General features: G+C 40.7%; 15 protein-coding genes. 7 read left to right on the top strand and 8 right to left on the bottom strand.

The window, feature by feature from the left end:
* Positions 1-20: 20 nt before the first annotated feature.
* Positions 21-3,404 carry a VCBS repeat-containing protein gene (locus tag GXP67_RS13790; RefSeq protein WP_232065208.1) on the top strand — a complete coding sequence of 1,128 codons (3,384 nt, stop codon included), beginning with the start codon at positions 21-23 and terminating at the stop codon, positions 3,402-3,404.
* Between the two features lie 72 nt (positions 3,405-3,476).
* On the opposite strand, the gene GXP67_RS13785 is transcribed toward GXP67_RS13790, so the two are convergent.
* Positions 3,477-4,589, bottom strand: coding sequence for a PAS domain-containing sensor histidine kinase (locus GXP67_RS13785; RefSeq protein ID WP_162443648.1), 1,113 nt, complete (start codon positions 4,587-4,589; stop codon positions 3,477-3,479).
* A 238-nt stretch (positions 4,590-4,827) separates the two neighbouring features.
* Between GXP67_RS13785 and GXP67_RS13780 the strand changes: the two genes are divergently transcribed.
* The 6 genes from GXP67_RS13780 to GXP67_RS13755 all read left to right on the top strand — a co-directional run bounded on the left by GXP67_RS13780 (position 4,828) and on the right by GXP67_RS13755 (position 10,822).
* Positions 4,828-7,311, top strand: coding sequence for a CHASE3 domain-containing protein (locus GXP67_RS13780; RefSeq protein ID WP_162443647.1), 2,484 nt, complete (start codon positions 4,828-4,830; stop codon positions 7,309-7,311).
* On the top strand, positions 7,308-7,712 hold the full coding sequence (locus GXP67_RS13775) for a response regulator (RefSeq protein WP_162443646.1): 405 nt from the start codon (positions 7,308-7,310) through the stop codon (positions 7,710-7,712). Before GXP67_RS13780 ends, GXP67_RS13775 begins: the two co-directional genes overlap by 4 nt.
* 181 nt (positions 7,713-7,893) lie before the next feature.
* Entirely contained in the window at positions 7,894-8,577 is a 684-nt protein-coding gene (locus tag GXP67_RS13770; RefSeq protein WP_162443645.1) for a DUF1361 domain-containing protein, read from the top strand.
* Entirely contained in the window at positions 8,552-9,427 is an 876-nt protein-coding gene (locus GXP67_RS13765) for a diacylglycerol kinase family protein (protein ID WP_162443644.1), read from the top strand. Before GXP67_RS13770 ends, GXP67_RS13765 begins: the two co-directional genes overlap by 26 nt.
* 105 nt (positions 9,428-9,532) lie before the next feature.
* Positions 9,533-10,153 (top strand): dethiobiotin synthase, encoded by a 621-nt coding sequence (bioD, locus tag GXP67_RS13760; protein ID WP_162443643.1) that lies wholly within the window; start codon positions 9,533-9,535, stop codon positions 10,151-10,153.
* A 36-nt stretch (positions 10,154-10,189) separates the two neighbouring features.
* Positions 10,190-10,822: a hypothetical protein gene (locus tag GXP67_RS13755; protein WP_162443642.1), complete on the top strand. Its 633-nt coding sequence runs from the start codon at positions 10,190-10,192 to the stop codon at positions 10,820-10,822.
* A 3-nt stretch (positions 10,823-10,825) separates the two neighbouring features.
* Here the strand turns inward: GXP67_RS13755 and GXP67_RS13750 are convergent, their stop codons facing one another.
* The 7 genes from GXP67_RS13750 to GXP67_RS13720 form a co-directional block, all read right to left on the bottom strand.
* Positions 10,826-11,326: an NADH-quinone oxidoreductase subunit J family protein gene (locus tag GXP67_RS13750; protein ID WP_162447918.1), complete on the bottom strand. Its 501-nt coding sequence runs from the start codon at positions 11,324-11,326 to the stop codon at positions 10,826-10,828.
* Positions 11,327-11,328: 2 nt separating this feature from the next.
* Positions 11,329-12,045 carry a 4Fe-4S binding protein gene (locus GXP67_RS13745; protein ID WP_162443641.1) on the bottom strand — a complete coding sequence of 239 codons (717 nt, stop codon included), beginning with the start codon at positions 12,043-12,045 and terminating at the stop codon, positions 11,329-11,331.
* A gap of 151 nt (positions 12,046-12,196) precedes the next feature.
* Positions 12,197-13,252 carry a response regulator gene (locus GXP67_RS13740; protein ID WP_162443640.1) on the bottom strand — a complete coding sequence of 352 codons (1,056 nt, stop codon included), beginning with the start codon at positions 13,250-13,252 and terminating at the stop codon, positions 12,197-12,199.
* 128 nt (positions 13,253-13,380) lie between these two features.
* A complete protein-coding gene (locus GXP67_RS13735; protein WP_162443639.1) occupies positions 13,381-14,616 on the bottom strand; it encodes a hybrid sensor histidine kinase/response regulator in 1,236 nt (411 codons plus the stop codon).
* 1 nt (position 14,617) lies between these two features.
* A complete protein-coding gene (locus GXP67_RS13730) occupies positions 14,618-15,067 on the bottom strand; it encodes a response regulator (protein WP_162443638.1) in 450 nt (149 codons plus the stop codon).
* Between the two features lie 239 nt (positions 15,068-15,306).
* Positions 15,307-16,836, bottom strand: coding sequence for a sensor histidine kinase (locus GXP67_RS13725; protein WP_162443637.1), 1,530 nt, complete (start codon positions 16,834-16,836; stop codon positions 15,307-15,309).
* Positions 16,837-17,127: 291 nt separating this feature from the next.
* Positions 17,128-18,531, bottom strand: coding sequence for a L,D-transpeptidase family protein (locus GXP67_RS13720; RefSeq protein WP_162443636.1), 1,404 nt, complete (start codon positions 18,529-18,531; stop codon positions 17,128-17,130).
* Positions 18,532-18,565 lie beyond the last annotated feature (34 nt).

Raw genomic sequence — 18,565 nt, 5'->3', positions numbered from 1 at the left:
CTAATACTTATTTTATTAACTTGTTACAAATCAGATATCATTTATTCCTTGTCTGTCTGATCATTCTGACTTTGAGTCTGGATGCTTGCAGACAGAAAACGGCTACAGATGCAGAAAAGCCTGCAAAAACGTCTGAAACTGCTCCTTCAACTCCTCCACTTTTTACTTTACTGCCGTCAGCAGAAACCGGAATTACGTTTAGCAATAATTTAACAGAAGGGCCTAACACGAATGTGCTGATGTACGAATACTTTTACAATGGTGGCGGGGTAGCGGTGGGCGATGTAAATGGAGATGGATTGGATGATATTTATTTCTCAGCGAATATGCAACCTAATAAACTGTATCTCAATAAGGGGTATATGCGCTTTGAAGATGTTACAACTAAAGCTGGTGTGGCTGGTAGGGAAGGCCCCTGGAAAACAGGTGTAACCATGGCTGATGTGAATGGAGATGGTTTACTGGATATATATGTATGCTATTCCGGTAAATTGCCAGCTCCTAAGCGGGTAAACGAGTTATTTATTAACCAGGGAAAGGATTCAACAGGCATACCTCATTTTGCAGAGCAGGCCTCAACTTATGGCCTGGCCAGTACTGCTTACAGTACGCATGCACTTTTTTTCGATTTTGATAAAGATACTGATCTTGATCTGCTTTTATTGAATCATAATCCTGAGAGATTACCCATACTCGACGATGTATCTACAGCACATTTATTAAAACAAGCAGATACTCAGAGTGGAAGCCGGTTATTTAAAAATAACAACAATGTTTTTACTGACATTACCAAGCAGGCAGGAATACATAGTTCAACCCTTTCTTATGGCCTTGGAGCTGCTATTGCAGATATCAATGCAGATGGATGGCCAGATATCTATATAGGAAATGATTATACGGTGCCAGATTATCTATATATCAATAACAAAAACGGTACTTTCACTGATAAAGTACAGGCGCATCTGGGACAAACTTCCCACTTCTCTATGGGGAATGAAATAGCAGACATCAACAACGATGCCCTGCCTGATATTTATACCCTGGATATGTTGCCGGAAGATAACCGGAGGCAAAAACTGCTCTTTGCACCAGATAATTATGAAAAATTTGATCTCAGCCTTCGCTCCGGTTTCTATTACCAGTATATGCGCAATATGTTGCATATAAATAATGGCAATGGCTCTTTTTCAGAAACAGGACAATTATCTGGTGTTTCCAATACCGACTGGAGCTGGGCACCTCTTTTTGCTGACTATGACAACGATGGCTGGAAAGACCTGTTTGTAACCAATGGTTTTACCAGGGATTTTACCAATATGGATTTTATGAAATACATGAGCGATTTCATTCAGCAGAAAGCAGGCAATATGGTGCGCAACGATCTGCTACAACTGGTTCACCAGATCCCTGCTTCCAATGTAAAAAACTACCTCTATAAAAATAACAGTGGCTCTACCTTTATAGATCAAACAACAGCCTGGGGAATGACTGCCGCATCTAATAGCAATGGTGCCGTTTATGCAGATTTAGATAATGATGGAGATCTTGACCTGATTGTAAATAATATCAATAGCCCTGCTTTTGTGTATCAGAACCAGGCTGAAAAACTGCTCAAACGCCATTATCTGCAAGTGAAACTGCTGGGAGAAGGGAAAAATACTTCAGGTATCGGTGCCAAAATACGTGTACATCGCAAAGGTAAAATTCAATATCTGGAACAAATGCCAGCAAGAGGCTATCAGTCCAGTGTTTCGCCGGTTTTACATATTGGCTTAGGTACAGAAAAAAATATAGATTCGTTGTATGTAACCTGGCAAAGCGGCAAAACACAGCTCCTGACCCATGTGAAGGCGGATACATTGCTTGTATTGGAGGAAAAACAGGCCAGATCAGGAAAGCCGGTAGCAGAACCTGTTCCGGTTCCGGTATTTGAAGAAGCGCAATCACCCCTCAAGTTTGTACATCAGGCCAGTCAGATAAATGATTTTAAACGCCAGCCTTTGCTGATCAATCCTTTATCATATTCCGGGCCATGCCTGGTAAAAGGCGATGTGAATGGCGATGGCCTGGAAGATGTTTTCGCAGGCGGTAGCGCCGGACAGGCTGGAGGATTGTATCTGCAAACGAAAACCGGGCAGTTTAGCAGCAAACCTGTTGCAGCTTTTGAGGCGGATAAATTAAGTGAAGATACAAATGCCTTGTTCTTCGATGCCAATGGCGATACATTTCCGGACTTATATGTAGCCAGTGGCGGCTACCACAACTTTATGCCCGACGATGCACTGTTGCAGGACAGACTCTATATCAACGATGGGACTGGCAATTATACAAAAAACAAAGAAGCATTGCCGAAAATGCACACCAGCACCAGCTGCGTAAGGGCAGCAGATATAAACCAGGATGGCTACCTGGATTTATTTGTGGGTGGAAGAATGATTCCAGGTAGCTATCCCGAAATACCCAGGAGTTATTTGTTAATCAATGATGGAAAAGGCCATTTTAAAGATATGACCGCTACTCTGGCCGCAACCATGCAGAAGATAGGGATGGTTACCGATGCGGCCTGGCATGACTTGAATGGAGACAAACAACCCGAATTGATTATCGTTGGAGAGTGGATGCCTATAACTGTTCTTGGCCTGGTCAATGGAAAACTCAGCGATCAGACCAGTGCTTATTTTTCTAAAACTTATTCTGGCTGGTGGAATAAATTGCTCGTGGAAGACCTGAATAAAGATGGAAAACCTGATCTGGTGATCGGAAACCAGGGGCTGAATACCCAGTGCCGGGCCAGTGAAAAACAGCCAGCTGAATTGTACTACAAGGATTTTGATGACAATGGTTCCATTGATCCTGTTTTCTGTTTCTATATTCAGGATAAATCGTATCCCTACGTAACCCGCGATGAATTACTCGACCAGATGAGCATTATGCGTACCCGTTTTAAAGATTATAAAAGCTATGCAGATGCTACGCTAAACGATATATTTTCACCGGAAGAACTAAAAGGAGCAGGCCACTTAACGGCAAACTATCTGCAAACTGTTTTATTTATCCAGGATGCTAATGGGAAATTCCAGGAAAAGGCACTACCACTGGAGGCGCAGCTTTCGCCGGTTTTTAGTATTACTGCTCTGGATTATAATGAAGATGGCCATGAAGATCTGCTGCTGTGTGGCAATATTAATAAAGCCCGTTTGCGTTTCGGAAAGTATGATGCCAATTATGGCGTATTACTCAAAGGGGAGGGCAATGGAAATTTTACCTATATTCCCCAACGCAGCTCCGGATTACAGATTAAAGGAGATGTCAGAAGTATAGTTACTATTAATAATACCTTACTGGTTGGGATTAATGGCCAGCCAATTCAGGCTTACCGCAAACATGCAAAGTTTATTCAATAATGAGGAATTACAACCCATAACTAACAACATAGCGTCAGTTCAGCGAAGCTAATAACCCACAACGATTTAGTATTACTGAGTCTGATCTATTTTAGGTATTTCGATAAAAAACTGGCTGCCTTCATCTTCTTCACTTTCAAACCAGATAGTGCCTTGGTGCAATTCTACAATGGTTTTTATTACCGACATTCCTAATCCAACAGATTTTTCTCCCCGTAAACCTGGCCTCCGGGCTTTGGTGAATTTTTCGAATAATACCGGCTGCGATGTTTTAGGAATACCGATCCCATTGTCGGCAACCGTAATCAGAATGGTATCCTGCTTTTCTTCTACATGCAGGCTGATGGTGCCATTGTCACGTGTAAATTTGATAGCATTGGAAATCAGGTTATTGAGTACCTGTACAAATTTCATTTCATCTAATTCTATAAAAATAGAATCATGAGAGGTAGTGAGTTCAAACTGTTTGGGAATGAGTTTTTGCCCATTTTTATAATCCTCAATGATCAGCCTGATTTTTTCTACAATATCAATTCTGGATTTATTAAGCACTACTTCAGAAGATTCCAGAAATTCCTGGGTCACAAAATCACGTATCAAATCAGAACCTCGCTTACTGCTATCCTTGATGTGTTTTAATAAATTTTGTACACCGGTATAGTCCTGTTGTGCCAGTTTATTTTCTATCAGACCAGCAATGCCTTGTATGGTATTAAAAGGGGCAGCCAGGTCATGAGAGATTATTTCAAGCACTGCATTTTTTTTTGCATTGAACTTTAATAAATTATAGCTGTACTCTTTGCTTTTGCTTATATCTTCGGCATAACCAGCTATATACCGGACCGTTCTGTGCTGATGGATAAGGTAAGCCGTAAAACATACCCATTTGAGTGAACCATCTGGCAAAACAATCCGGCATTCTACACTTTTGTTCTCCTCATGATGAAGCAAACGTTGATATTGTTCGGATAAGTACACCCTGTCTTCAGGATGGATCGTATCCATAATTACGTGCAGGTTTGGATAAATAGATTGCCTGCTCCGTTGCCAGATCTGTTCAAAGGCAGGATTTACATAATGTAAATGTTGCTGAGTAACATCAAATATGAAAAAAGCTTGTGCAGATTTTTCTGCTACCTGTTCTAAAATGAAGAAATTTTCAGCATTTTCGGTTAGTTTTATCATTGCTTGGGTAAGCCGATGGGTTGTGTATGCATAATTTCATATATAATAGGCTGGTTTGTAGTACTATGCTGGTTGCTTGAGATAATTAATGCTTACGCAATAACTAAATTTAAAGTTTACAAGTAACTAATAATGAATAACAGGAAATATTGAATATTTGCCGGGAATAAGATCTGAAAGAAAAATAAATAGTTAACTCATAAATAACCAGGAAGAGATTTAAGCTACAAAAAAATTGATGCAAGCGCCCGAAAAAGACCTGAAGTATTATATTAAAATAGCCTATGTGATAGGATTTCTGGTACTTATTACTATTTCATCAGCCGCTTATGTAAGCTTTACTTCATTGGCCGACAGAAACCGCCTGGTAGAAAATACAAACCAGATCATTGCTACCAGTGCCAGTATAGATAATGTAATTACTCAAGCTGAATCTGCTGTTAGGGGGTATGTGCTCAGCCTGGATAGTGCTTATTTAAAGCCGTATATTAACAGCACTGCCCTTATAGATAATGAACTGAAGTTGATTGATTCGCTCACCGGAAATAACCCTGTCCAGCAAAAGCAGATTCAAACCCTGAGAAAACTTATCCAGGACAGATATGCCCTTTTTGAACGGACCATTCAGCTGAGAGAAGCTGGTAATTCAGATAATCTGGTAAAATTTTTTTCTGCCAAACCGGGCTTGAGAAAGACGGAGCAGATTCAGCAAACATTTGATAACATCGCAGACGAAGAAAGCAGACTTCTGGCTGCCAGAACCGTTGCCTTGAATCGTTCTATTGCCTTTACCAGGTACCTTATTTTGATCGTTCTGGCCACTACTTTTGGTATTGCTGTTTTTCTATATTTCTCTACCAAACGGCAATTGCAGGAAAGAGAGGTGTATGCCCGGGAAATGGACACATTAAATAGGGAACTGGCAACCAGCAATGAAGAACTTAGCACCGTGAATGAAGAGCTGAAGTCAAGCAATGAAGAAGTTGCCGCCAGCAATGAGGAATTAATCGTAACCAATGAAGAGCTGACCCTGGCCAGACAACTCCTGCTCAATCTGAATACTGAACTGGAAACCAAGATTCAAGAGCGTACTAAATCCTTGCAAAGAGCAAACCAGGCTAAAAGTATATTACTGGAACGGGAAAAAGCCGCCTTGCTGGAAGCGGAAACACAGCGCAATCGCCTGGAAACTTTGTTCTTACAGGCGCCAGCATTGCTTGCCATAAACAAAGGACCAGATTTTATTTATGAGCTGGCTAATCCTTTGTACCTGAAAACCTTCGTTGCAGACCAGTCGATTGATGGCAGACCTTTGGCAGAAGCAATTCCAAATCTGGAACCTGCTGTTATGGATATTCTCAGGCAGGTGTACCAGACAGGCGAACGTTTTATCGGCAAGGAAATGCCTATCACGATAGATTGGGAACATAATGGAAAACCTTATACAAAGTATTTTAACCTAATATATGAACCTTTGCATGAATCGGATGGCAAAGTATCTGGCTTGATCACATTTGGGTATGAAGTAACCGAACATCTTATGGCCCGCCGAAAAGTGGAGGAAAGTACACATTTGCTCAATGAGGCCAATATAGCCCTCCGGTTAAATAATGAACAGCTGGCCGAAGCCCAAAAACAATTTCAGTTTCTGGCTGAATTTATGCCTCAACTGGTGTGGCGTACCAAACCTAATGGCGATCACGATTATTTTAACCAGCGATGGTACGATTATACCGGCTTAACCTATGAAGAAACCAAAGACAAAGGCTGGGCGCTGGTATTACACCCCGACGATTTTAAACGTACACAGCAAATCTGGAGCCATTGCCTGGCTACTGGTGAACAATATGAAATAGAATACCGCTTTAAAAAATACGATGGAACCTACCGCTGGTTTCTGGGCAGGGCTCTGCCCATGTATAATGAGAATGGAGAAATTATAAAGTGGTTTGGTACCTGTACAGATATTCATGAACAGAAGATACTAGTCGGACATTTAGAGCAATCCAGGGAGGAATTGTATCAGAAAAACGAGCAGCTCAACCGCATTAACACCGACCTGGATAATTTTATATATACAGCTTCCCACGATTTGAAAGCACCCGTTACTAATATTGAAGGCTTAACTACCATGATGGGCAATAAACTCCGTGGGAAGTTAAGTGAGCCGGAAAAAGAACTTTTCCGCATGATCCAGCTTTCAGTAACCAGGCTTAAACAAACCATAGTTGACTTAACGGAAATCACCAAAGTACAGAAAGATGTAGAAAGTTCAGTAGAGCCTTTATCGTTCCCAGAAATATTTGCAGATATCAAAACTGATATTGCCGACGTTATAGAAACATCGGGTGCGCTGATTACTACAGATTTTAAGGTGGAACAAATTCACTTTGCCAGGAAAAATTTAAGAAGTATATTGTATAACCTGCTTACCAATGCCATTAAATACAAAGCAACCGGCCGGCAACCGGAAATTAGCCTTGCTACAGACAAAGTAGATGAATATATACGGTTATCGGTTCGGGATAATGGCCTGGGAATCCGGAAAGATCAGTTAGATAAAATATTTATGATGTTTAAACGGGCACATACCCATGTAGAAGGAACCGGAATCGGGTTATATATCGTAAAAAGAATCATTGAAAACAGTGGAGGTAAAATAACAGTAGAAAGCCAGGAAGGTGTTGGAACCACCTTTATGATTTATTTTAAAGAAATATGAAAAAATTACAAAGTGTGTTGCTCATTGATGATGATTTTGCCAGTAACTACCTGACACGTACCATCATTCAGGATATGGATATTACCGAGAAAATCCATACGACTACCAACGGGGAAGAAGCGCTGCATTTTATGAAACAAAATTGCCTGGCTACTGATACTTTTTGCCCTGACTTAATTCTGCTGGATGTGAATATGCCTGTGATGGATGGATTTGAATTCCTGGAAGAATTTTATAAAATGTCGGCCCTCAAACATGAAAATACTACTATTGTGATGCTGACCACTTCCAGTAATCAACGGGATACAGAAAAAGCCCGCAAATATAAAGTTGCCTGTTATCTGGAAAAGCCTCTTACCGAAGATAGTATCCGTAACGTACTTAGTTACCGGGATATATAGGTTCTATCTTTAATTAAGTTGTACAGTCCTGTAGTGATATCTTCCTGTAATATGGAAATGTTAAACGGCTGTTGCAGTTTTTTAATATTTGTCTGTAAATCAATATTGATAGGCCTATTGCAAATTCAAATATTACTAATAACTTTGTAATGCAAAGTACTTTAAAAAATAAATATTGCATATGCAAGTAATCCGTTACGCCCGTCAGCGTGTTATAAATCCTGTTGTGTTATTATTCATCTTTTCCTGTTTTTGTACCGGTATTTTACTGGTCAGAATGATCGTGGCCGACCAGATCAGGTATATTTTTCTTGCCTGGAATTTGTTTCTGGCCTGGGTACCTTTGCTCATCACGCTTTTTCTGAGTGAACGCCTGAAAACCGGATCACAGAACAGGTATTGTTTTGGCCTGGGTTTACTGGTCTGGTTATTATTTCTGCCCAATTCGCCGTACATTATTACCGACCTGCTGCATCTGAAAGGCAATACCCATGTGCCCATCTGGTTTGATTCTATTCTGGTATTTTCTTTTGCGTTGGCTGGTTTATTATGTGGATTATTTTCTTTGTATCTGGCACATCTGATCATCGACCGGCTATTTAATGAAATCACTGGCTGGCTGAGTATTGTAGGTTGTGTTGGGCTTACCGGGTTTGGAATATATCTGGGGCGGGTGGAACGATGGAACAGCTGGGATTTATTCACCAATCCTGTCCAGCTGCTTATGGATTCCCTGCAACAAATATCCAATCCGGTGGCTATTAAGATGACAATAGGATTTACCTGTTTGCTTCTGTTTTTTTACCTGTTATTTTTAAGCCTCATCCACCTGAAAATAAATGCGTCTCCTGAAAAGCGCCGGTAATAGCCTGATTAAAACAATTAAAAGCTTCCGCTTTGCTTTTCATGGATTGTATCTGGTGCTCCGCTTTGAAAATAATACCAGATTTCATTTGTTTGCATCTCTGGCTGTAATAGGAGCTGGTTTTATGGTTGAATTCTCCGTTGTAGAATGGGCGATCATCCTTACGCAGATTGGCTTAGTCTGGACGGCTGAAGTGTTTAATACAGCCATTGAGAAAATAGTAGATCTGGTTTCTCCAGAATTTAATCCCAAAGCTGGTGCTATCAAAGACATTGCTGCTGCGGCTGTTCTAGTTACTTCTATTATGGCCGCTATTATTGGATTATTGGTTTTTGGGAATAAAATCTGGCAATTAATGAAACATTCTTTTTTAACAAGTATTCTCATCATTGCTTTGGGGGCATGTTCTCAGTCTAAGGTTAATGAGCAGCACGTTAATGATTCAATTAATTCCCGCAGTGATTCAGCAGTAACAAGGGACAATTCTATCTCTTCGGATTTTAAAAAGAAGCAGCTGATAGAAACTGTTTTGAATATACCGGATGTAATCAGATTTGCAAAGTTTGAAAATCTTAAAAATAAATATGGCAGCATCTTTATTTATATAGACCAGCTTCCATCTGAAGATATACATTTTCCTATTATTCAGGCAGGCTATTCACTTCAGGTTTTGAATACTAATCCTACTCCTGACAAACCTTGCTATATATTTAAAATAATTGATTATACAGAAAATGCTGCCAAGGTATTAGTAACCTTAGATATGACTGGGCTTATGGCATCCGGGCAGTTAATATATATAGATGGACGTTGGATACCGGATAAAAACTTTATTGTAGGCGCGGGATAATGCATATATGATGGCTGTTGAAAAATAAAGCTTAGTTTTTTAATTGTAGCTTCATATTCGCAGAGTTAATACATTTATGATATGTATTCTTAACCCTTTATCTCTATGAGCAAGTCTTATTTTATTACAGCCATTCATACAGATAGCGGCAAAACGCTGGTAAGTTCTATTTTCACCCAGGCACTCCATGCCGATTACTGGAAACCTATACAAGCCGGTTATCCAAGAGATACGGATACCGTGATGAAATTTGTTCATAATAACAAATCCAGGTTCCACAAAGAAGCTTATTTACTGCAAGCTCCTATGTCGCCGCATGCCGCAGCCAGGCTGGAGCATATAGAAATCCATCTGGACAATATACTAATGCCCAGAACAGAAAATACCCTGATTGTAGAAGGCGCCGGAGGAATACTCGCACCCATCAGCGATACACAGTTTGTGATTGACATTGCGGCGAAGTTTAAGCTGGAAGTAATTCTGGTGTGTAATATTTACTTAGGCAGCATTAACCATTCGCTGCTTACGATTAACGAGCTGAAACGAAGAAAAATAAAAGTAAAAGGCATTGTATTCAATGGACCGGAAAATACCGAAACCGAAGATATTATTCTCAAACATTCCGGCTATCCTTATTTGCTTCGGGTGAAGCAGGAGAAAAAAATTACGCAGGAAGTAGTAAATCGCTATGCCATTGAATTGATGTCGACCTGGAGTGAGAAGTAAGGTAATGATGCAACAAGAATTAGATTACTTATTAAAATGATTACTAATAAAATAAAGCCTTTCGTAATTAGAGCCTTAGCATATATTCCTGCTATGGTATTTGTAGGTTCAATTATTCTCCCATTTACATTTTCAGCACATACCGAACCCAGAACTATTTTTGCACAAATACTTGTAGAAGGTTATATTTTTATCACTTTGATTTTGTTAGTAATTATATTTGGAATTTTTAGAGGACTATACCTGCTTTTTTATGGTAAGGTAATAAAGGGCCTATTGATTAGTAGTGGATCGGGGATCTTATTGTTGTTCTTTGGTTTCTGGGCTGCTTTATTTTATGGAGAACTGGGGATTTTTAAACAAGATAGAATCATTTATTATTCCGAAAATTACCCTACTAAAAAACTTATTATCCAATATTATGAGACAGGAATAACAGGAAAACCAAATTGGAGAACAATTAGAGTAGATAATATAAATACAGCTTTCAGAGAATTTGAAGAAGCTGTTTTTAGCGTTGAAAAATTAATAGAGAGTCAAGCATTAGATTATCCTATTTACTATGAAAATCTTCCCAAGAGTATAACATTATATGACAATGAGGTATTTATTCTCGAAAGAGTATGGCTATTTGATGGAAGAATCATGTATAAGAAGAATAGCATTTGATCGTCACTTCCTCCCGGCAATATAAGCAGCTCCCATTAATGCCGCCAGAATTAATATACCGGCAATTTCGAAAGGCAGTAAAGCATGTGTCATTAAGCCAATACCAATGCCAGACAGGGATGATCCGGTTGTAGGCTGTGCAGTTTGTATCCGCCCAATAGCTGAAAAATTCGCCTGGGTAATAGCCAATATAAATACGACAAACATCGCTCCACCGGTCAGTAAACCTGCCAGCCGGTTATAAGTTTGTGAAACTAAATAGGTTTCAGACGTTTTGCTGGTAAGCATAATGCCAAAAATAATTAGCACCAGTACACCACCTACATAAATCATAATCTGGGTAATAGCCAGAAAATCAGCTGCTGCCAGTACATATAAAGCCGCAATCCCCAGCAGGCAAGCTACCAGTGAAAAAGCGGCATACAAAATATTCCGTGCCAGTAAAACGCCCAGCGCACCAATAATGGTAATTCCGGCAAATACATAAAATAGAAGCTGTAGCAGATTCATTCTCCGGAAGGTGGGTCTTGTTTTTTAATCACAGGTTTTATCATCGGCCGTTTAATAGCTGGCTTGCTTGGCGGAGGTGTGGCTCCTTCTTCAGGTTTTGCAACTTCATTTACCGCTTTAGCAGCTTGTTTTGCGGCTAATTTAGCAGCATGTTGTTCTTCGTATACCTTCTTTTTCTCTTCGGCCTGCTCTGGAGAAAGGTCGGAGAAATGGTAGTTCATATTGGCAAGCACAAACTCACTAAAATCGTAGGCTTTGGTCATAGTGAGGCATTCGGTCGGGCATACGGTGGTGCATAAACCGCAGAAGCAGCACTTGGCCATATCAATATCGAATTTGGCCGCATACAAACGAACGGAATGGCCATCGGAAGTTTTACGGATTTCTTCTGTAGATTTCACGGCCTCAATCTCAATACAATTTACCGGACAGATTTCTGCGCATTTATCGCATACAATACAATCTTCCATTTCGTTGTGCAGGCGGTAGCGGCCGTTATCTGGTACCGGAATGGCTTCATAGGGATATTGTAAGGTAACAATACCAGTTTCCTGTTCAAAGTATTTTTCATTAGCTATACCTATAGGCGTACGGCTTTTCCTGGCTTCAAAAATATGTTTGATAGAAATCTTTAACCCTTGCCAGGAAGAGCTAATACCTTCCTTGATATTCCCCAGATAGGTCTGATTGGCTCCTTTGTGTGTTTTATTCATGAATGGTCAAATATAGTATTATCATTCTGAAATTTTGTATGGGCTTTCATTCCCAGGAATGAGGAATGGCAATTGAATATTAAACGGGTTTAACATGAATGCTATGAATGTAAGGCTTTCCAATCTTAGCACTCACTACTTAATACTGGCATCAATTCTTCATTTTCAACAGTTTATTCATATTGAGAATCTTTATGCTCTTTCCGGAAATCTCAATTAACTTTTCATCTTTAAAATCAGATAAGGTGCGGATAACCGTTTCTTTGGAAGCACCTGCAATACTGGATAAATCTTCTCTGGATACCTGAATAGCAGTTTCACCAGTTTCTTGCCCATGATAGCGGTTGTATAGCAGTAGCAAAGCCTCGGCAACCCGCTTGCGGACAGAATTATAGGCTAACTGCAACAAACGCTCTTCCTGTTCTATTACGTTATTGGAAAGTAGTTTGATAAATTTTTGTGAAACTTCCCGGTTTTGTTCAAGCAAGGTAAAAAACTCCGGTTTGTTGATCACGCATAATTCAGAATCTTCCAGGGCCGTAGCCGATTCTTTATAATTACAATTTTCCAGTAGTTCTATATAGCCGATAAAATCTCCGGCAGCATGTAATCCGGTAATAAATTCCCGGCCTTCTTCATTGGTTTTGTATGTTTTTATCTTTCCTTTACTAATATAGTACAAGGCATTCGGAAAGCTGTGTTCAGAAAATACCTGTTGTTTCTTTTTAATATGCACTGTTTTTTTGTCCTCATTCAGCAGGCGGTTCAGTTCAGCCAGACCTCGGCTCCCTTCGCCAGCTGTCCCGGCCGATTCTTTGCGTGATTCTGCCCGGAACAGGTCATTCTTTTTCAGGCGCATTTCTATGGCATCCAGCAAGGTCAGGTCATCGAAAGGTTTGGTGAGATAGTCGTCGGCACCCAGGTTCATGCCTTTGCGGAAATCATCTTTCTCGGCTTTGGCAGTCAGGAAGATAAAGGGGATACCGGCCGTAGCAGGATTTTTACTTAACAAATGCAATACCCCATACCCATCTAGTTCGGGCATCATAATATCGCAGATGATCAGGTCGGGGTGTTCTTTTCTGGCCAGTTCTACCCCGATTTTTCCATGGGGCGCTGTAAATACCTGGTAATTGGCCAGTTCCAGGATTTCAGCTGTATTCTCACGGACTTCCGTGTTATCTTCTATTAATAATATTTTTTTCATAACAAGGCTGCCTATACATTACTTAAAATCAACTCAAAAGGGCTAAATTATACCTAAACTTTCTCTAGTGGCTGGTGGTGAAGCTAATAAATATTTAGTAAAGTGATCAATTTCAAACCAAGCTACTTTTAAGTAGTCATCGGAATTTTTACGGTAAATGTACTTCCTTTATGTTCCTGGCTGGTATATTCTATGGTGCCCTGGGCAAGCTCTACATATTTTTTTACTATAATCAGCCCAAGGCCAGTTCCCTGGATATTGGTTACATTATGTGCCCGGTAAAACTGGCTGAACAAATGCGGCTTATCTACGTCCGGAATGCCAATGCCTTTATCCGTAATAGAAAAAATATACTCTTTCTCCGTACAAACAGTTGTAAAGGCTATATCCTGGCCTGGTCCGGAATACTTAATGGCATTAGAAAGCAGATTGATCAGGATATTTTTTAACACTTGTTTATCTACCAGCAGTTCTTTTTTCGGGCCGGTATGCCGGTAGAGAATATGCTGGGTTTCTTTCGTTACTGTAGACATTTCTTCTGTTATTTCTTCTGACAGGTGTACCACATCCAGCCATACGGGGTTGTAAGCCGTTTTTCCTTCTTCGAGCTGGCCAATAGATAAAAAGTCATTCAGAATACTAGTCAGGTTATGTACGGCAGATTTGATGCGATCTATATGCTTGTGGCGCTTGTCTGTATCATCCGGGTTATTGTACCTGGCAATCAATGAAGCCGAAGATAAAATCGTGCTGAGTGGCGTACGGAATTCATGTGAGGCGATGGTAACGAATTTGGTTTTCATTACATTTAGTTCGCGTTCCTTGTCGAGTGCTTTCAGAATTTCGGCTTCTGCCCGTTTCAGGTCCTGGTTGGTTTGTTCCAGTTTGGTTAATGCTTGCGCCAGATCCTGGGTACGTTGTTCTACCCGTTTCTCCAGGTCGGCATTTAAACTCCGGATCTGGTTGAGATTTTTGGTATGTTCGATGCTGTAGCGGATAGAACGTTCCAGGTGAAAAGGATTAAAATTTCCCTTGACCATATAATCAGCAGCACCAGCCTTCATGGCTTGCTGGTCGATTTCCAGGTCGCCTTGCCCGGTAAGCAGAATGAGTGGTTTGGTACAGCCTTCCCGCAGCGATTCTTTAATAAGATTCAGGCCACTTTCTGCACCCAGGCGATAATCGATCAGGTATACATCATAGGCATTTCTGGGAATCTCTTCCAAGGCATCTTGATAATTGGCAATCCAGTGAAGTTTCATTTTCCGCTGGGGAATGTCGCTGAGAATATCTCTGGTCAGAATAAAATCCTCTTCGTCATCATCTACCAGCAAAATATTGAGAACATGGTGGCTTGTCTCCATATCAGAAATTTTTTGGCAGCTCCACTATCTCAAACCAGTATTTGCCCAGTGTCCGCATAATATCTACCAAGGCAGAAAACGTAATAGGCTTTGTAATGAAAGAACTTACCCCCAGATCATAGGTTTTAATTACATCTTCTTCTGCTTTGGAAGTAGTAAGCACGACAATGGGAATAATACGCAAATGCGGATCAGCTTTAATTTCCCGTACCGCTTCCCGGCCATCTTTGCGAGGCATATTCAAATCAAGTAGAATAAGTCCGGGAGTAGGATAGCGCTGTTTATCGGCATATTTTCCCTGGTTGCGCAGATAGGAAAGTAAGTCTTCGCCATCTACTACAAACTGTAAGTTATTGGCAAGCCGGCTTTCTTCCAGGGCTTCTTTTACCAGCATCCGGTCTTCCTCATCATCATCGGCTACTAATATTACAATAGGTCTTTTACTGGCCATAAGAAATCAGAAGTTTAAGTGTATACTTCAATGATGCGTTGTTATTTAGTTTCCTTCCCCTTTTTGTATCATTCAGTTAATGGCAGGAAATATGAAAAAATAATTATATAAGCTTCACACCCCGAAAAAAGGATGCATGGCTGCTGGTAAGCGTTACTAAAATAAACCAGTAACCACATGTATATGCCAAAATAAGCAGATTGCCGGCTTACATGCAATAGGAAATTTGCAACAGAAAATTAAGAAACTGCCTCTTTAGGTTGTTTTAAAGCCAGGGTTACTATAAATACCGAACCTTTTCCGGGTTCACTTCTGGCCGTTATATCCCCTCCATGCCGAATAGCGATCTTGCGGCAAATGGCCAGTCCGATTCCGGAACCTTCGTATTTCTGGCCATCCAGCCGCTGGAATACATTAAAGATGCGGTCTAAATATTTTTCATCAAACCCGATTCCATTATCCTGCACATAAATTTGCACCTGCTCGTCGCCGGGCGTACTGATCAGGTGTGCTTTACGCTGAATAAGTTTTGAAGATATTTTTATGACAGGCGCTTCATCCTCTTTTCGGAATTTAAGCGCATTTGAAATCAGATTCTGAAAAAGCTGCCGCATCTGAATGGCTTCGGCTTCAATGGCTGGCAGGGTTTCAAATTCTATTCTGGCTCCGGTTTTATCAATCATTACTTCCAGGTCGGAAAGCACTTCCCGGAGGAGTATATTCAGGTCTACTTTGATAAAGGGCTGCGACTGGGTAGTTACCCTGGAAAAAGAAAGCAGATCGTTAATGAGCCGCTGCATGCGGAAGGCCGCATTCAGCATACGGTCGATATAATCTTTGCCTTGATCACTGAGGTGTTCTGCTTCTTTGGCTTTCAGCCTGTCGCCAAAGGCCTGTATCTTGCGTAAAGGTTCCTGCAAATCGTGCGACGACACATAAGCAAAATCCTGTAATTCCCGGTTGCTCCGTTCCAGTTCGGCCGCATAACGCCGGAGTTTTTCTTCCGCCATTTTCTGGTTGGTAATGTCATGAATAAAACCGGTAAATACGCGTTTATCCGGCAGATTCACTTCGCTTATACTCAGGTAAAAAGGAAAAGTAGTTCCGTTTTTTCGCAAGCCGGTTACTTCCCGGCCGATGCCAATAATCCGGCCAATGCCGCTACGGTAATAGTTATGCAGATAGCCGTCATGACGGCTCTTATCTGGTTCGGGCATCAGCATGTTTACACTTTTGCCCATGAGTTCATCAGGATGGTATCCAAAAAGCTTTGAAGCAGCAGGATTCACCATTTCAATCTGGCCGCGTTCATTAATGGTAATTACGCCATCTACTGCACTCTGAATAATGGCGTTTATCTTGTTTTCACTCACCCGCAGGGCAGATTCTACCCGCCTCAATTCTGAAATATCATGAATAATAGCCGTAAATTTGAGTTTGCCTACAGTTTCCATCTGACTGATCTGCAAAAGGCAAATGAACAACGAGCTATCTTTTTTCCGGCCTTGTACTTCCTGCGGTTTTTCTGTAAAAGCAAGTAAGGCTGAAGCCAGAGTTTGATCATTCGTTACCTGTATCTGAGGTATAATTTCATGGATACTTTTCCCTATTAACTCTTCTGCTGTATAGTGAAACAGCACTGTAATGGCCGGATTAACAGAATCAATGATGCCTGTCTCATTAAAAGTAACAATGCCATCCGTTACATGCTCCAGAATTTGCCTAAATGCAACAAGACTTTCGGTTTTTTCAGACTCATTTATTTCCATAATCGAAAGGATGGTTTATTGTAAAGGTACATAATAGGTAGGTAGTACCAGTCAATAGTAAATAATTTGGGTTCATCCATACTTTTGCTCAAGTACTGCATACACTTTTTATGCAATATAACTGTATAAATGAGCTGGTCAAGAGATAACGAAAAAACCTCACAACACTTGTCAGGCTGTGAGGTTTGACTCGAAACAACAGATGAATTTTACGTATCTTGATTCCTATATTTTATCTATTTACCCTATACTTCTAACAAATATCCATCAATACCCACCAATGATTTAATATTAGTCTGCTTGTATTTTTTTGCTGGTCAGGCTGCTTAAAGCAGGTTTTGTAACAGGAATATCGTAGTTATAAATATCATTGCGGAAATGAAGCTGAGAATTGTTATCTGTCCAGGCAGTGAAATAATTGATAGAAACCGGAACAGGCGTACGCAAACGGATACCAGTACTTTCGGTGCCTTTGGCAATAAACTCATTGATCTTTTTAGCAGACCATGCGGCATCATTACGTAGCAGGAAAGCGGCCAGTTCGATAGGTTTTTCTACCCGGACACATCCGTGACTCATCGCACGTACCGTTTTGCTGAATAAGCCTCTTTGAGCCGTATCATGCAGGTAAATATCATACTCATTGGGGAATATAAATTTTACTTTGCCTAATGCATTGGTTTCTCCGGGAATCTGTTCAACCAGGTAATGGAAGTTAGCCGGAGTCATGCTTTGCCAGTCTACAGAGTCGGGGTGAATTTCGGTACGCTGACCAGCTTGTTTGCTGTAAATACGCATCTGGTGATCCGTCAAATAATGAGGATTTTTCTTCAACAAGGGTAAAATTTCTTTGGCTGCAATCCCCTGGGGTACATTCCAGGAAGGATTGAGTACGATGTATTTTACTTCACTTTGCATCAGCACCGTTTTGCTGGTTTTTTTGCCTACAATTACTTTCATTTTCAGGGCTACCGAATCACCTTCTATTACTTGCAGGGTAAAGTCAGGAATGTTTACAAATATATAGGGTTGTGTGGCTACACCGGTATAAGTCCGCCAGCGTTCCATATTGATTGAAATCTGTTCTACCCGTTTACTTACCGGCACATTCATCGCCTGAAGCGTACTATTTCCGAAAATGCCATCAGTCGTTAACCCATGTCGAAACTGGAATTTGGCAAGTGCTTTCACCAGCAATGAATCCAGGGTATTGGTTGCCAGGTCTTGTGTGGCAGAAAGATCGCCTGTCAGCAGCAGGTTTGAACGAATGCCATAAATCAGATCACTGGCTTGCCCGGGACGTATCACGGTATCAGCCGGGAAATAGGTCCAGCGTTGTTCGGCATCGATCTGGCTATAAAACTGGTGATACAATTTTAGCTGCAAATAGGCCTTTGTTACACTATCAGTTGCAGAAGGTTGAGCTGCTTGCTGGCCAAATGCAGGCATGATGGCAGCGGTTAATAAACAAAGAAAGATGATGAATAGCCGGAGATATATATTATAGATATTAAATGCACTATAAGAGATTCCTTTCATAAAACTACCAGTTTTGTCAAGTATACTTTTATTATTGGTCACCACCTCTGGTTGGGTAAGAGGATGGTTATTTGTATGCGTAAGTAAATATTTGGAAACGGATGTGGTTGCAGATGGACAGGTAGAACTGGTAGTTTTGTAGGATACGCGTGTCATGATGGCTTAAAAATTTGTGTGTCAGATTGTACCG

The sequence above is a fragment of the Rhodocytophaga rosea genome (assembly GCF_010119975.1).
Lineage (GTDB): Bacteria > Bacteroidota > Bacteroidia > Cytophagales > 172606-1 > Rhodocytophaga > Rhodocytophaga rosea.
This window is presented reverse-complemented; position numbering and strand designations above follow the sequence as displayed.

Bases quoted from the DNA above. Each gene is read 5' to 3' on its own strand.
- GXP67_RS13785 (WP_162443648.1), bottom strand. From the start codon at position 4,589: ATGATAAAACTAACCGAAAATGCTGAAAATTTCTTCATTTTAGAACAG.
- GXP67_RS13780 (WP_162443647.1), top strand. From the start codon at position 4,828: ATGCAAGCGCCCGAAAAAGACCTGAAGTATTATATTAAAATAGCCTAT.
- GXP67_RS13775 (WP_162443646.1), top strand. From the start codon at position 7,308: ATGAAAAAATTACAAAGTGTGTTGCTCATTGATGATGATTTTGCCAGT.
- GXP67_RS13770 (WP_162443645.1), top strand. From the start codon at position 7,894: ATGCAAGTAATCCGTTACGCCCGTCAGCGTGTTATAAATCCTGTTGTG.
- GXP67_RS13765 (WP_162443644.1), top strand. From the start codon at position 8,552: ATGCGTCTCCTGAAAAGCGCCGGTAATAGCCTGATTAAAACAATTAAA.
- bioD (WP_162443643.1), top strand. From the start codon at position 9,533: ATGAGCAAGTCTTATTTTATTACAGCCATTCATACAGATAGCGGCAAA.
- GXP67_RS13755 (WP_162443642.1), top strand. From the start codon at position 10,190: ATGATTACTAATAAAATAAAGCCTTTCGTAATTAGAGCCTTAGCATAT.
- GXP67_RS13745 (WP_162443641.1), bottom strand. From the start codon at position 12,045: ATGAATAAAACACACAAAGGAGCCAATCAGACCTATCTGGGGAATATC.
- GXP67_RS13740 (WP_162443640.1), bottom strand. From the start codon at position 13,252: ATGAAAAAAATATTATTAATAGAAGATAACACGGAAGTCCGTGAGAAT.
- GXP67_RS13735 (WP_162443639.1), bottom strand. From the start codon at position 14,616: ATGGAGACAAGCCACCATGTTCTCAATATTTTGCTGGTAGATGATGAC.
- GXP67_RS13730 (WP_162443638.1), bottom strand. From the start codon at position 15,067: ATGGCCAGTAAAAGACCTATTGTAATATTAGTAGCCGATGATGATGAG.
- GXP67_RS13725 (WP_162443637.1), bottom strand. From the start codon at position 16,836: ATGGAAATAAATGAGTCTGAAAAAACCGAAAGTCTTGTTGCATTTAGG.
- GXP67_RS13720 (WP_162443636.1), bottom strand. From the start codon at position 18,531: ATGACACGCGTATCCTACAAAACTACCAGTTCTACCTGTCCATCTGCA.